Below are 14,605 nucleotides of genomic sequence, written 5' to 3' on the forward strand. Positions count from 1 at the left end.
TACTAAAGATCTGTAGAACTAAACAGGGATTTCCTTTATGGCTTCCTTTTCAGTTATAAAAGTCAGCCCAATAAAGAGCAGAAAAACAGCGCCGACCGCATTACAGAAAATTCCAAAATGCAGGTTATTGTGGTCCTGATAAAAAGCACTGGCTATTTCTATGCCCAAGGCACCGATAATCATCACGCTCAAACTCACTAATGCAGATGCGGTACCCTTGCTTACTGAAGTGATGTACAGACAAAACCTGTTTAATGGAGCATTAATAATGCTGAGTGCAAAAAAATAGATGATAATGCCTGGTAGTAAATACTGATAATGGTTACCATATAAATAGGGTAGAAGGGCAATCATCAGGATTCCTATCGTCATAATAATGCAACCCAAAAATATAATCTGCTTAATTTTATATTTGTACGTTAATCGATGTAAAAACCAATTACCCATAATGGTTGCTCCAAATATTGGAAGCTGCCACAGGCCATACTGAATAACAGTTAATTTAGCTTCAGTTATCAGTATTATAGGAGCCAGGGCAATCCAGGCGATACAAGGAATGCCGATAACACCCGCAGCCAATGTACTCAGGCAAAAGGTTAAATTTGTAAAAAGTTCCTTGTAATTTTTATATATTGACTTTGCAGAGAATGGGACTTTAGGAAGTAGTAGCCCATCCTTTTTTATATGTCCTATAGGCTCAGGCATGTAACGCCATAACCCCCAAAGGGCAATCAGGGCAAAGAAAGCAATCATGATAAATATAAAGCGCCACGAGGTATAGAGAATAATAATGGCGCCAAAAAGCGGGCCTAGTAATGGTGCTAAAATAGCAGCATTGGCCATAATTGCTATGATTCGTATAGCATTCATTTCATCAAATATCTCTTGAATGGTTGCATATCCGATAACTCCAATGAAACATAATCCCATTCCTTGGAAAAATCGTGCAATTAGAAATTGATGCATGGAGTGAGAGCAAGCAATCATTAAGGTAAAAATAAAAAAGAGGCAAGCCCCTAATAACATTGACGGCCTTCTACCATAACTGTCGGAGATAGGCCCAAGAATCAACTGCAGGCTGGCACCACCGAGAATATAAACAGTAAGGGAGGTGGCTACAGTCGATTCGGGTGCATTAAAAGATTTAACTACATTAATCATGCCGGGCATAATCATATCGTTAGCGATATAGGTTAAAAATTCATATAAAACCAGGAAGCAAGCAAAAATCAGGGCCTGTCTGCGCGATATAGGAATAAGTGGATCAGACATAACATTAGCCTTGATAGCTCAAAATCGAAAAATACACTGGCATATTATATACCATTTTTTGCCATAAATACGATAGAAAAAATCAGCAAATTGAATAACTGATGCGCAAATGGAAGAATAACTGCAAATGTAACAGCCAAGACTTGGTGTAATAAATTTTCCACGTGCCATAAGATCGAGTAACATGATTAATTTTATAGGTATCCGCTGCGAACTAATATAAAACGAGTTTCGAGCTGAAGCACGTTATCAATATCACGTGGAGAAAGGTGCTAGGTGAGACTTATTTTAAAAAAACCATAGTTCTCCTTACCAGTGAGGAATACTAAAAAGCCTTTAGCAATATAGAAGAAGAGAAAGCAAAGGTAACATTTACAGGTCATAGACCTTTTTAATGATTAAGCCATGCGGGTTAAAAATTCGTTAAGATGTGTTTTTTCTTGTTCAGCATGCAAATAAGTTTTTAAGCGCTGTACCGCAGCATCGTATTCATCCATATTAATAATTCCACGGGTCAACTCAAAGCGTAAATACACGCAATATGTGTTAAGTACATCAGTTTCACAATAATCACGTATGTTTTTGATTTGACCTGCAGTATATTGCTCCCAAACTTTTGAACCACTCATTCCCATTTTCCCTGGGAAACCTAACATACTGGAAATATCATCCAGTGGTGCAAACGCTTTGTTTTGATAACCAGCAATTAAATCCATTAAGTCCATATGGCGATAATGAAATCGGCTTAAATAGTTATTCCAACGAAAGGTTTGTTGATTTTCACCTGCTTCCCAGTATGTTGATGCAGTTACTGAATGTAATAATGATCGGTAATGCAAGACAGGCAAATCAAAACCACTACCGTTCCAACTGATCAACGTAGGGGTGTGCTTTTCGATGCCTGCAAAAAAACGTGTAATTAATTCTTTCTCATTAGAGTCCTCGTCTCCAAGGGACCAGACTTTTATTTGTGATCCATGACTCATAACCACAGAAATAGCACAAATTTTTTGTAAATAATGAGGCAGAAAATCATTGCCCACTTTAGCTCTTCTCAAAGCAAACATAGCTAACGCTGTTTCTTCATCAGACAAACCATCCAGATCAAACAATTTACGACCAGACTCAACGTCCGGGATAGTTTCTATATCAAATACAAGTATTGTCATGAGGATTATTCACCTAAAATACACTCAGTAAATTCTAGCATGGCGGGTATGGCAAGCAAAAGCAAATGTCATAGATTGTAAAGGGTAATTTTGTTACTATTGAATTTTTAGGCTTATTGAGTTGCTTTAGCTGCTCCACAATTTAATATAATCATCATGAACTTTAAATTATTTGCCTTGTTTCTACCCTTTTTTTTTCTCACGGCTTGTGTGAGTCGTCCCCCTACAGACGTCAACAACATATGTACCATATTTAAGCAGTATCCGAAGTGGTATCGAGATGCGAAAGATGTAGAAAAACGCTGGAAAGTACCTGTTGCTGTCCAAATGTCTATTATCCATCAAGAATCTAAATTTGATGCCAGAGCAAAACCCCCACGTACCAAACTATTGAGAATTATTCCATGGAAAAGACCTTCGACCGCATATGGCTACACTCAGGCGTTGCATTCCACATGGAAACAGTATAGACGAACTAATGGCTGGTTCTGGTCGTCCCGCGATGATTTTGGAGATGGTGTTGATTTTATTGGCTGGTATGCAAATGAGGCGAATAAAAAAGCCAGAATTTCCAGGACAGATGCTTACTCTCTTTATTTGGCATATCATGAAGGAATAGGCGGTTACCAGCGTAAAACATACTTAGTAAAACCCTGGTTGATTTCTGTAGCTCGAAAGGTTAAAGCAAAATCACAATTATACGCCGTGCAATTAAATTCATGTAAAAATCAGGTGAATTCACATTCGTGGTTTTAACGAGCAGTGAGATGAGATCATTATATAAAATAATAACTAAAAAATTTATAAATTTAAGAAGTAGTAGTATACTTGAAAGACTAAATTTAGGATTATCAAAGAGGAGTTTTTGATGCGATTAATGCTTTTAGGCGGACCGGGCGCGGGGAAAGGAACCCAAGCCTCGCGTTTAATTGAACGTTATAAAATTCCGCAAATCTCTACAGGAGATATGTTGCGGGCCGCTATTGCCCAAGGTTCACCATTAGGCTTAAGTGCTAAAAAAATTATGGAATCAGGAGGCTTGGTTTCTGATGACATCATCATTGGTTTAGTTAAAGAACGCTTGAAAAAAGACGATTGCAAAAATGGATTTCTTTTTGATGGGTTTCCCAGAACCTTAATTCAGGCTGAGGCACTCAAGCAAGAGGGAATTTATTTAGATCACGTAATTGAAATAAAAGTTGCTGATGACGAGATCATTCAACGAATAAGTGGTCGTCGGATTCACCAGCCTTCAGGGCGTGTTTACCATATTGTAAATCACCCACCAAAAACTCCGGGTTGTGATGATGTCACAGGAGATTCTCTGATTCAGCGTGAAGACGATAAAGAAGAAACGGTGCGAAAAAGACTGGATGTATATCATAGCCAAACGGCACCGTTGATAAAATATTACAAACAATGGGCGCAAGAAGGCTCTAAAGGGGCTCCACAGTTTCATAGTGTGGTCGGAATGGGGGATGTGGATGAGATTTTTGATAATATAGTAACAGTACTTGATGCAAGGGTAGAAACATGCCAAGCCAAACTATAACTAGCGATGCATTTGAATCGTTTATCAATGAAAATGAAATAGTATTTATTGATTATTGGGCTGAGTGGTGTGCCCCATGTAAGCAGTTTGCAACGGTTTACGAAAAAGTCTCAGATCAATTTCCCATGATAAGATTTGTTAAAGTAAATATAGAAATGCAACAGGAGTTGGCTGATTTGTTTGAGATACGCTCCATACCGCATCTCATGGTCTTTAAAGAGGGAATAGTCATTTACTCTGATGCTGGCAGCATGCCAGAATCAACGTTAAAAGAACTGGCGCAACAAGCGTTAGACGCTGATGTTAGTGATATTCGGGCTCAGATTGAGCAGGAGAAGGATTAATACTTGCCAGGTAGTCTTCCAGCTCTTTTTTACCCCTGTTATCTATAGTGAGCCCAAGTTTGGTTCGCCGGTGTAATACATCTTCAGAGTACTTGGCCCATTCTTCAGAAATCAGGTAGTTTAATTCTACTTGATATAGGGATGAGCCATAGTGTTTTCCCATGGATTCAATACAAGTACATGTTGACAAAAATAATTCCGTATTAGTACCATAACTATAGAGATAGCGATTAAGTAATTCATGATTCATCCAATGATATTTTTTTCGTGCATAAGTTAAATATTGATCAAAATTCATCGTTCCAAAAGTGGCTCCTGGGAGAGGGATGTATTTTGTTTGTGACTCATGCATGTTTGGAAATAGAGGGGCAAGTTGATTAACTGTTTCTTCTGCTAATTGCCGGTATGTTGTAATTTTTCCACCAAAAATAGTCACAATGGGAGCCGGAGTCGAACTAAATTCATAAATATAATCACGGCTTAGGGCTTTTAATTCGGTTCCTTCACTGGCTAACAAAGGTCTTACTCCACTCCATGAATAGACGATATCGTTGGAATTAAATTTAATTTTAAAATATGAATTGACTAATGAGATCAAGTAATCCGTTTCTTTTTTACTAATATGTATTCCATCCTTAAGTGCTCCTTTAAATAGTGTATCAGTTGTGCCTATCATGCTAAATCCATGATAAGGTATAACAAAAATCACCCGTTTATCATCGTTTTGTAAAAAATAAGCATGTTTGCCTTCATAAAGTTTAGGGACGATAATATGGCTTCCCTTGACCAACGTAATTTGATGTATAACGGGTATGTGAGTCAATTTTGCTATAGACTCCACCCAAGGTCCTGCTGCATTAATTATGGATCGTGCAAAAAGCCTATAAACAGTGCCATTTTTTGGCTGAATGGTTAATTGCCATAAATTATTCACCACTTCAGCCTTGGTTACTGTTGAGTTCGGATGAATAACTGCTCCATGATTCTTTGCTTGAATGGCATTAATAATGGTTAAACGAGCATCATCTGTGGCTGCATCATAAAATAAAAAGCCTCTTTTTAGCTTATCAGTTAAAGGGGTAAAATAATTATTTTTTCTGTTTCTCCTGACCGTTTTACATTTGGGTAAACGATTTTTACGGCTTAAATGATCGTAAAAGAATAAACCTAAACGTAATAGCCAGGAAGGGCGCATATGTTTTTGATAGGGTAAAATAAACGATTGGGGATGGACCAGGTGAGGAGCAATAGTTAATAAGGTTTGTCTTTCTTCAAGTGCTTTTTTCACCAAAGCAAATTCATAATTTTCCAGGTACCTTAATCCACCATGAATGAGCTTGGTGCTGCTTGAGGAGGTTTTTGAGGCTAAATCATCCTGTTCGAGGAGTACTACAGATAAGCCCCTCAAGGCCGCATCAGCAGCACATCCACAACCATTGATCCCGCCGCCAATAACTGCAACATCAAAAACCTGATCCATGTTTTGGTCTCCGAAAAAAAAGTGTAGAATAAATATAATAATAAAGGATACACGCAATAGAATCACTCTATTTAATCAGACTTGGAATTGGATCTATTGATAATTGTTTCAGATTGGCGTCTTAGATATCGGCAAAACTTTCATCCGCCGTCTCGAGCTGCTGTCAGGTCTACTTTTTATAGTTATCAAGGAATTGTGACTAATGAATTATCTACTCGCTATCGATCAAGGAACCAGCAGCACTCGAGCCATGATATATAATCTTCAAGGCGACTTAATTACAAGCAGTCAATATCCCCTTACTCAATATTATCCAAAATTGGGATGGGTTGAACACGATCCTGAAGAAATATGGAAAAAAACCTTAACCGCCATAAGAGATGTTGTAACTCAAGTAGAGAGAGCACGGATTTTATCTTGCGGTATTACTAATCAAAGAGAAACCACCGTTATCTGGAATAAAAAAACGGGTGAATGTTTAGCCCCCGCCATCGTATGGCAAGATAGACGTACTGAAGAATATTGCCATTCTCTGTATGAATATATTCCTATAATTCGGGAAAAAACGGGTTTAATTCTCGATCCTTATTTTTCAGCAAGTAAACTAAATTGGTTATTAAATAACAATATTCAAGCGCAGCAGCTTGCATCAAGAGGTGAGCTGGCTTTCGGGACTATTGATAGTTTTTTAGTTTGGCGAATGACAAAAGGTAAGACACATGCAACAGATGTGACTAATGCATCAAGAACCATGTTATTTAATATCAGACAGGAACAATGGGATAAAGATTTACTTAAGCTGTTTAAGATCCCTGCATCAATATTACCCGAGGTTAATGCCAGCGACAGCCATTTTGGTTTTATAGATAAAGACTGGTTGGGGTTAGAACTTCCTATTACAGGGGTTGCAGGTGACCAGCAAGCGGCTTTGGTGGGGCAGGGTTGTTTTAATGATGGCATGATTAAAGCAACTTTTGGTACAGGTGGTTTCTTATTACTTAATACGGGCGCTACTCCGGTGATATCAAAGCATAAGCTTCTAACGACAATCGCATACAAGATAAAAGGTACTATTGCTTATGGACTAGAGGGAAGTATTTATCATGCGGGTACCACAGTAAAATGGCTGCGTGATGAGATGAAATTGATCTCAAGCTCCAGTGAAACTGAAATTCTGGCACAAAGTCTTGAGACTAATGAAGGGGTTTATTTGGTATCAGCATTTACAGGCTTGGGAGCCCCCCATTGGTTATCAACATCTGGAGCTTCAGTTTTTGGATTGTCACGTTCAGCGAATAGAGCTCATTTTGCCAGAGCAGCGTTAGAGGGAGTATGTTATCAAACCCGAGAAATCCTTACTTGTATGAGAGAAGACAGCAATTTGGATTTATCTATATTAAGGGTGGATGGCGGCATGGCGGCGAATCAATGGTTTCTACAGTTTTTAGCGGATCAATGTCAGCTTCTTGTTCAAAAACCCAAGGATATAGAAACCACTGCAAGAGGCGCTGCTATTTTAGCAGCTTTAGGATACGGCGTTTTTGATTCAATTGCTGCATTGACTAATGTCTGGGATACAGAGCAAACCTTTAAACCCAGCAAAAAACTAGAGCAAGTCGAGGATGAATATAAAGGTTGGAAGAAGGCTTTAAGCTGTCTAACACATAAATAGACAAGGTGCACAAAATGCACCTTGTCTATTTATTATAACGACTAAATTACATCTCGATTTTTTTCGCCAGTGTAAAGTTGGCGTGGTCTGCCTATTCTTGATTTGCTGGCTACCATTTCCATCCAGTGACTCATCCACCCAACTGTCCGCGCTAAAGCAAACACAACAGTAAACATGTTCGTTGGTATTCCGATTGCACTTAAGGTAAGACCTGAATAAAAATCAACATTAGGGTAGAGTTTTTTCTGAATGAAATACTCATCTTCCAGGGCGATGCGTTCCAGCTCCATGGCCAGCTTGAATAAAGGTTCATCTTTAGCACCAACAACTTCCAAAACATCATAACAGGTTTTACGCATGACCTTCGCTCTTGGATCATAACTTTTATAAACTCGATGTCCAAAACCCATTAATCGGAATGGGTCATTTTTATCTTTAGCACGGTTGATATAATGTTCTATGCGACTTACATCACCTATTTCTTTTAACATATTCAAACACGCTTCATTTGCGCCACCATGAGCAGGCCCCCATAATGCGCCAATACCTGCTGATATACAGGCGAATGGGTTAGCTCCGGTTGAACCTGCGAGGCGGACTGTAGATGTAGAGGCATTTTGCTCATGATCCGCGTGAAGTGTAAATATAGTATCCATCGCTTTAACTAATATTGGATCTGGTGTTATATCTTCAGAAGGAACTCCAAACATCATATGGAGGAAATTTTCAGCATAAGTCATTTTATTTTGTGGATACATATACGGTAAGCCAATAGAGTATTTATAACTCATAGCAGCTAAAGTCGGCATTTTTGCAACCAGACGAATTGCCGAAATAAAACGATCGTTCGCATTATTTAAATCCATCGAATCATGGTAAAAAGCAGATAAAGCACCAACAATGCCTACCATAATAGCCATTGGATGTGCATCGCGGCGAAATCCGTTGAGAAATTGATACATTTGTTGATGTACCATGGTATGATTGTTGATCAGTCCAACAAATTGTTTCTTTTCTTCTGCATTGGGTAATTCACCATTAAGCAACAGGTAACTCACATCAAGAAAATCTTTTTTCTCAGCTAATTGCTCTATAGGATAACCCCTATATAACAATACACCTTTGTCTCCATCGATATAAGTAATTTTAGATTCACAGGAAGCTGTTGATAAAAAACCTTGATCAAAAGTAAAGACGCCATGCGCACCAAGTTGGGTAATATCAATCACATCATTACCTAAAGTAGGAGTGTAGATTGGTAAATCAAGCAATTCTTGCCCTTCAATGCTAAGTTTAGCTGTCTTTTTGCTCATTGTGTCTCCTGATTGTTTCGTACTATAAGTATTCATAATAGCGTGATTGCGCAGAACTATATAAAATTGGTTACTTATAGTCAATTTAAACGTTAACTAACTCTTTAATTACCAGTGTCAATCACCGGTACTCAAATTGAATCCCGAGAAATCTATATTTCAAAGAATTACCTATTATGGTTTAGAATTTTAGTGATTAACAGGAAAATATCAAAACTCCAGAAGATTTATTATGAATTTATTACTGGACTCTAGCCATTTTTTAAACTTGCTCTGAGATAACTTAATTAACATCCTAAGTGACGCATCGGCCAGGTTGACACCCCATCTCTTCAAGCAATAATATTGCCCTTGAATGTTCAGAGATTGTCCAACCAGTGTATTACATGATACAATATGCGCCGACTAAATCACTTGAGAACTATTTAACATGGCAGAGTCTAAAATAGAAAAGCAAGAACCTAGTTCTGATTTTGAATCGTTATATGAAAAGGCTGTAAAAAAGATAAACGAAACTAATTTTCCAATCACCATCCTCTCAGCTAAGTTTAAAAAGAAATTTTTGAATTTTTATAACTTACCTGCTAATGAGCAACTTGAATTGATAAGCGACTTATCAACGATTCAAGGTTTGCCACAAGAGATGGCTGATGCGATTAAACAATTCCCTTATTTTCATACAATTCCTACAGATACTCTTAATGAAATTGGCAGCTATCTCAAGAAGAAAGGGCCACATAAAGATAAGGATATAAGTGCGTTTGTAGCCACACACAAAAAACCACATACCCTGTTCCAACCGGATAGGCTGGGCGATTTAACATATCAGTTATTGCTGAATGTAGTGACTGGAAAACAGGATAAGGCAGAAAAAATTGTGGACATGCATCCTAAGTTGCAGTTGGCACGTGGCACAGTAACTGATTATTCGAGTAGAATCTTCAAGGACATCACCGCATACGAATATGCTTATTGGGTAAAGGACACCCACATGCGCTGGATGCTGGAACGACATATGAGCGAAGCAACAAAAGCGGCAATGCTCAAGCGCTGTGAGGATATCGAGAAGAATGGGTTGACGTATGTACAACATGGTGTTGAGGTTAAGGGCTCAAAGCATTTTGACTTTGCACCACTCAAAACAGCATTAAAAAATTATATTGATGGGTATGATAATTGGTATAACACGAACAACTGGACGGCTATGGAGGCAGCCTGGATGCAAGTGGGTAAAGCACAGCGCGATGTTCCAGTCCATGTGGCTAATGAATATTGCCGAGAAGATCGTTCGTTTGACCCTAAGCCTACGTTTAAGGAAGATAAATTGCCGCGGGGGACAACATTCTACAATTATAGAACGGATAAAAAAGAGTCCTGGTTTCCGTTGGTTATTTCTGATTCTGATGGTCTTGGAGTTAATATGGCAGTAAGTCGGGCGCGCGGCGGCAATCTGCATGCGGTTGGCGGCTCGCGCGTGTGGTGGCGGGTCTGCCCTACTAGCCTGCGCGTTGTTGATTGGGTCGCCATAGACCAGCTTGATCGAGTAAGAACCGATGATCTCACGCAGTCGCGTGAAAACCTATTGGTGAATCAGCCCGTCGGCATATGCTGCGGGGCTAAAATCCCAACACACATTTAAAAAAAATTCCAGTAGTTCCTGGTACTGCCAACATTAGAATATGGTCGGAGATTAAAGGGACAAAGGGTTATTGGGGAGGCGGTATGCGCGAGAAATTTTTATTGGTGGACAGTTATAACAAAGTTCATAAATCTTAACTTTGAATTAGAGAGTTATTGATTAATTTTAATAATCGTTCATTAAAAGTGGATTCTTTGACCATAGTTGTCGATGCTGACATTTTAACCTAACATCGTGAATGGGACTTTTTCATACAATTATAATCAATTAGTACAATGAGTTCGAATAAAATAAATGACTTTATCAGAGAAGCCTGTACTTTCCCATAGATTATTGTGACCTTTTTGTTCAAAAGAAAACATTTGTTTCGGTTCTATTGCCGTATTAAAGATAGCTAATCCATCTGAATAAGGTACAACTCGGTCTTGCTTTCCATGTAAAACAAGCAGGGGGGCATTAATCGCTGTAATGCGACTTAAAGAATCAAATTTATCCCATGGTTTGATGAATAGCCATGGATAATGATAACGAGATAAATTCACTAAAGAAGTAAAAGGTGACTGAAGGACTACAGCGCAAACCTGGTGATGATTTGCAAGTTCTGTTGCTACTCCTGTACCTAACGACTCACCATACAATATTGTTTGCTGTGGTTTAATGCCTTGCTTCTCTAAGTACCTCAGGGCTGTATGTCCATCCTCATAGAAAGCTGACTCACTGGGACTTCCTTTATTACCACCATATCCGCGATATTCCAATAACAATAACCCCAGGCCTGCATCAATAAATTGACGAGCCAAGGGCATACGATATCCAATATGACCTGCATTTCCATGTAAATAAAGAATTGTTGGTAGCTGGTTAATTGCAGGTTTATACCAGGATTTTAATGTTACATCGTCTTCTGTTTGCAATGACACTACGGTTATATCGTTCGCTTGGTATTTGTTTAAGCTGGGGTGATGTACGTCAGGGAAATATATTAAATGCCGCTGAAACACATACATGAGGATGAGGACAATGCTAAAAATAACGAAGGCGCTTATCACTAAGTGTTTTAACATAATTTTATGCCTTATCCCTAGAGGCTAATATTCTAAAGAAATCAGATCCATCAGTACCTTTTGTTTATGAATGGACTTATTTACTCTCAAAGATTGTTCCTGTAGGCCCAGCAACTTTTCCACCATCAGAAAATGCAGTGTGCCCTACAGCCGTCAAAATTGATGGCAAGAAAAGCAGAGCTGCAGCGATTAATACTAAAGAAATTGGCGTGCCGATTGGTATTTGGGTTGGGTTATCTTTGTGTTGTTTAAACTTCATAATGGCCGAAATGAAGAAGGCAAGCCCTCCCAAATAGGAGCCCGCAGTAATTAACCGAGCCAAGGCAGTAAAGCTGTTTGTGACACTATCTGCTAATGAGCCTATCCCTGACGATACATCCATCATTCCTGCATCGGCTGTATTGGAAAAAATCAGGAAGCAACTGATCAACCCAACGTTACATATTTGGGAAAAAAACATTAACAAACCTTTATCCTGGTATGTATTTTTAATGGTTTGCATCATGTGACAGGTTTTTTTGAAAAGGACTCTAAATTGAGAAAAAATACGGGTTTTCATGGTTTCGTAGTCTCGCGATTAAACTTCAACCCAAGGTGAAACGCGCCTAGAGCAATCAAAAATACAGCATTATAAAACAACAGAAGATGAGTATTAAATTTAGGATTAAACAGGTGATTAAAGAAAGGAATGTAGTTTGTGGAGAAAAAGATAGTGGAGAAGGTGACTGCTACATAAGCAAAATAAAATCCCCAAATTTTTGTAAGCAGCAGCCCAATAATACTCAGAGTATTTAATATAAAGAATAATGCTATAAGGAAATGCGCCCAGCTATAGTCATGCACTTGCTCCATTAAAAAATTGGACATTTCAATGTTATTGACCAGTGTATAGCCGATCAGTAATCCCAAAATTATGCTGCCAAGTCTAAGGGCTATCATTTTTGTACTTTTAAAATGCAGAAATATATTTTATATCATGGCATTTTTTTTCAAAAAAGTAAATTTTCCTGAAGACTTATATATCCTAAATGTCAGCCTCATGGTAACAATCGAACTCAATTATGATAGTATTGAATAAGATTAATTAAAGCACTTGTCAATTATTGGCTCTGAAGCCATTAGTCCATTTTAAGAGAAGCAATAGTATGAACTACGAACAACTCTTATTCATTGCGCTTTTACTAACCGCGCTTGTTTTTTTTGTTTCTGGATATATTCGCTATGATCTTGTTGCTGCCCTAACCCTGTTACTTGCAATTATCTTTGGCCTGGTACCGATAAAGGAAAGTTTTATTGGCTTTAGTCATAGTGCGGTGATCACAGTAGGAACTCTTTTTATCATTAGTCGTGCTGTGGAAAATACCGGTATTCTTGATGAGATAGCTTATTATCTTCGCTTAAGGCGTAAAAATATCCCCAAACAAATCTTGGTATTGAGTTCTGCGGTGGCGTCGCTTTCAGCTTTTATTAATAATGTGGCCGCTGTTGCACTTATGATACCTGTTACACTGAAAATCGCACGAATTAAGAATATTCCTCGCCGAGCGCTGCTCATGCCTTTATCATTTAGCTCTCTTCTTGGAGGCTTAATTACTCTGATAGGTACCTCACCAAACATTATTGTTTCTGATTTTCGTAAGAACAGATTGGGCAGTTCTTTTCACTTCCTTGATTTTGCCCCAGTAGGTATCGGCGTTGCCATAGTTGGAGTTGCCTTTATTGCCTGGGCAGGGTGGCGCTTAATCTCTTTAAAAACAGACAAGGATAATAAACCTTTTTTAGAAACGTTCACTTTTGAGTTTCGCATAAAATCTAATTCGTCTTTAGTAAACAAAAAAATGGCACATCTGCTCAACGAATATCAGGATAGAGCAGAATTACTTGTTGTTTTGAGAGGCGGTGAGGTACTCCGCAAAAATTTGAAATATCTGACAGTTAAAACAGATGATCTTTTGATCCTGGAAACAGACAAATGGACATCAGGAGAACTAACCAGTCAATACGGATTAGTTAGAGGACCTCAACATCAAAAAATGGAATCTATGGATTATTTTTTAACCGAAATTATTCTTTTACCGCAATCGTTTTTAGAGACGAAGCCTATTAAAGACTTAAATCTGATAGAAACCTATGGCATTGAAATTATTGCTATTTCAAGAAGAAATGCAACGTTTACCAAAAGCCTTGGAGATATTACGCCACAAACAGGCGATGTTTTATTGGTTAAATCAAATAGTAAGCTTATCCAGGAAAGACTATATGCTTTAAACTGTATAGCTGCCGGTGAAAACCGCATTCGTCCTTTCTCAAAACAAGCAACCATCAAAGTATTCGCTATATTTTTTCTTGCAGTTGCTGCAGTAATTTCAGGCTTTGTTCGCACAGACATAGCATTTTTCACAGCCTCAATTGCAATGATATTGACTGGATGTTTAAGCTTGGATGGGGCTTATCGAAGTATTAATCTACCTATTCTGGTTTTAATTGCTACTCTAATCCCGGTAGGTCAGGCTATGGAAACAACGGGGACAGCCAAACTAATCGCTCAAGGTTTTTATTATTACGGTCATGCATTGCCGATTAGTATGAATTTATTTATTTTGATTGTTATATGCATGCTGTTTGCAAACTTTATAAACACCGCTGCTGTGGCATTAATTTTTTCTCCCATTGCTTTAATGATTGCTTCTGACTGGAGTGCTTCACCCGATCCTTTTCTGATGGCGGTAGCTGTAGGATCTTCTTGTACGTTTATTACTCCAGTAGGGCATCAGGCAAATACCCTGGTCCTTGGGCCTGGAAATTACCAATTCTCCGATTATTGGCGTATTGGATTACCTTTAACATTGATACTGTCAGTCACTGCAACTTTGTTAATTCGTCTGTTTTGGTCGTTCTAGAACCTGAGCGGTACTGACTTAATTATATGGTGTCCTGCTAGCGCTTAGGAAAACCTGATATAAGTGGTGTGTAAACTGAAACATTCTTCATAATAAATTATCTATCTGGTACTTTAAAAGTCATGGGGTGAATATAATAAAAATAAGCACCGTGCTCCATGTGATTTTAGTTTCCTGCTTGTTGTTTTCATCATCACTAT

Annotated in this window: 13 protein-coding genes; 6 read left to right on the plus strand and 7 right to left on the minus strand. The window is 38.3% G+C overall.

Annotated features, from left to right (window positions below; translation table 11 throughout):
* Positions 1–18: 18 nt before the first annotated feature.
* Together HRS36_RS08545 and HRS36_RS08550 are read right to left on the minus strand one after the other, a co-directional pair.
* Positions 19–1,272 carry an MFS transporter gene (locus tag HRS36_RS08545; protein WP_173236982.1) on the minus strand — a complete coding sequence of 418 codons (1,254 nt, stop codon included), beginning with the start codon at positions 1,270–1,272 and terminating at the stop codon, positions 19–21.
* Positions 1,273–1,670: 398 nt separating this feature from the next.
* Entirely contained in the window at positions 1,671–2,441 is a 771-nt protein-coding gene (locus HRS36_RS08550) for a 3'-5' exonuclease (protein ID WP_173236983.1), read from the minus strand.
* A gap of 156 nt (positions 2,442–2,597) precedes the next feature.
* Between HRS36_RS08550 and HRS36_RS08555 the strand changes: the two genes are divergently transcribed.
* From HRS36_RS08555 to HRS36_RS08565, 3 genes are all read left to right on the plus strand, one after another.
* On the plus strand, positions 2,598–3,197 hold the full coding sequence (locus HRS36_RS08555; protein ID WP_173236984.1) for a transglycosylase SLT domain-containing protein: 600 nt from the start codon (positions 2,598–2,600) through the stop codon (positions 3,195–3,197).
* Positions 3,198–3,309: 112 nt separating this feature from the next.
* On the plus strand, positions 3,310–3,993 hold the full coding sequence (adk, locus tag HRS36_RS08560; RefSeq protein WP_173238495.1) for an adenylate kinase: 684 nt from the start codon (positions 3,310–3,312) through the stop codon (positions 3,991–3,993).
* Entirely contained in the window at positions 3,975–4,337 is a 363-nt protein-coding gene (locus HRS36_RS08565; RefSeq protein ID WP_173236985.1) for a thioredoxin family protein, read from the plus strand. Before adk ends, HRS36_RS08565 begins: the two co-directional genes overlap by 19 nt.
* Here HRS36_RS08565 and glpD read toward each other — a convergent pair.
* Positions 4,297–5,817, minus strand: a complete 1,521-nt coding sequence (gene glpD / locus HRS36_RS08570) for a glycerol-3-phosphate dehydrogenase (protein WP_173236986.1) — start codon at positions 5,815–5,817, stop codon at positions 4,297–4,299. The genes HRS36_RS08565 and glpD overlap by 41 nt on opposite strands.
* A gap of 202 nt (positions 5,818–6,019) precedes the next feature.
* Here glpD and glpK point away from each other — a divergent pair, with 202 nt between their 5' ends.
* Positions 6,020–7,489 carry a glycerol kinase GlpK gene (gene glpK / locus HRS36_RS08575; RefSeq protein ID WP_173236987.1) on the plus strand — a complete coding sequence of 490 codons (1,470 nt, stop codon included), beginning with the start codon at positions 6,020–6,022 and terminating at the stop codon, positions 7,487–7,489.
* Between the two features lie 41 nt (positions 7,490–7,530).
* Here glpK and gltA read toward each other — a convergent pair whose 3' ends face one another.
* Entirely contained in the window at positions 7,531–8,802 is a 1,272-nt protein-coding gene (gene gltA, locus HRS36_RS08580; RefSeq protein WP_173236988.1) for a citrate synthase, read from the minus strand.
* Positions 8,803–9,232: 430 nt separating this feature from the next.
* Here gltA and HRS36_RS08585 point away from each other — a divergent pair, with 430 nt between their 5' ends.
* On the plus strand, positions 9,233–10,441 hold the full coding sequence (locus HRS36_RS08585) for a hypothetical protein (RefSeq protein ID WP_173236989.1): 1,209 nt from the start codon (positions 9,233–9,235) through the stop codon (positions 10,439–10,441).
* A gap of 263 nt (positions 10,442–10,704) precedes the next feature.
* On the opposite strand, the gene HRS36_RS08590 is transcribed toward HRS36_RS08585, so the two are convergent.
* The 3 genes from HRS36_RS08590 to HRS36_RS08600 all read right to left on the minus strand — a co-directional run bounded on the left by HRS36_RS08590 (position 10,705) and on the right by HRS36_RS08600 (position 12,444).
* Positions 10,705–11,505, minus strand: coding sequence for an alpha/beta hydrolase (locus HRS36_RS08590; RefSeq protein ID WP_173236990.1), 801 nt, complete (start codon positions 11,503–11,505; stop codon positions 10,705–10,707).
* A gap of 76 nt (positions 11,506–11,581) precedes the next feature.
* Positions 11,582–11,965, minus strand: a complete 384-nt coding sequence (locus tag HRS36_RS08595; protein WP_275941002.1) for a type IV secretion protein IcmD — start codon at positions 11,963–11,965, stop codon at positions 11,582–11,584.
* 95 nt (positions 11,966–12,060) lie between these two features.
* On the minus strand, positions 12,061–12,444 hold the full coding sequence (locus HRS36_RS08600; RefSeq protein ID WP_173236992.1) for a hypothetical protein: 384 nt from the start codon (positions 12,442–12,444) through the stop codon (positions 12,061–12,063).
* A 206-nt stretch (positions 12,445–12,650) separates the two neighbouring features.
* On the opposite strand from HRS36_RS08600, the gene HRS36_RS08605 reads away from it, so the two are divergent.
* Positions 12,651–14,405, plus strand: a complete 1,755-nt coding sequence (locus HRS36_RS08605; protein WP_173236993.1) for an SLC13 family permease — start codon at positions 12,651–12,653, stop codon at positions 14,403–14,405.
* Positions 14,406–14,605: the final 200 nt, after the last annotated feature.

The organism is Legionella antarctica (assembly GCF_011764505.1).
In the GTDB taxonomy this organism is placed as follows: Bacteria; Pseudomonadota; Gammaproteobacteria; order Legionellales; family Legionellaceae; genus Legionella; species Legionella antarctica.

Bases quoted from the DNA above. Each gene is read 5' to 3' on its own strand.
- glpK (WP_173236987.1), top strand. From the start codon at position 6,020: ATGAATTATCTACTCGCTATCGATCAAGGAACCAGCAGCACTCGAGCC.
- HRS36_RS08585 (WP_173236989.1), top strand. From the start codon at position 9,233: ATGGCAGAGTCTAAAATAGAAAAGCAAGAACCTAGTTCTGATTTTGAA.
- gltA (WP_173236988.1), bottom strand. From the start codon at position 8,802: ATGAGCAAAAAGACAGCTAAACTTAGCATTGAAGGGCAAGAATTGCTT.
- glpD (WP_173236986.1), bottom strand. From the start codon at position 5,817: ATGGATCAGGTTTTTGATGTTGCAGTTATTGGCGGCGGGATCAATGGT.
- HRS36_RS08595 (WP_275941002.1), bottom strand. From the start codon at position 11,965: ATGTTTTTTTCCCAAATATGTAACGTTGGGTTGATCAGTTGCTTCCTG.
- HRS36_RS08605 (WP_173236993.1), top strand. From the start codon at position 12,651: ATGAACTACGAACAACTCTTATTCATTGCGCTTTTACTAACCGCGCTT.
- adk (WP_173238495.1), top strand. From the start codon at position 3,310: ATGCGATTAATGCTTTTAGGCGGACCGGGCGCGGGGAAAGGAACCCAA.
- HRS36_RS08590 (WP_173236990.1), bottom strand. From the start codon at position 11,505: ATGTTAAAACACTTAGTGATAAGCGCCTTCGTTATTTTTAGCATTGTC.
- HRS36_RS08565 (WP_173236985.1), top strand. From the start codon at position 3,975: ATGCCAAGCCAAACTATAACTAGCGATGCATTTGAATCGTTTATCAAT.
- HRS36_RS08555 (WP_173236984.1), top strand. From the start codon at position 2,598: ATGAACTTTAAATTATTTGCCTTGTTTCTACCCTTTTTTTTTCTCACG.
- HRS36_RS08600 (WP_173236992.1), bottom strand. From the start codon at position 12,444: ATGATAGCCCTTAGACTTGGCAGCATAATTTTGGGATTACTGATCGGC.
- HRS36_RS08550 (WP_173236983.1), bottom strand. From the start codon at position 2,441: ATGACAATACTTGTATTTGATATAGAAACTATCCCGGACGTTGAGTCT.
- HRS36_RS08545 (WP_173236982.1), bottom strand. From the start codon at position 1,272: ATGTCTGATCCACTTATTCCTATATCGCGCAGACAGGCCCTGATTTTT.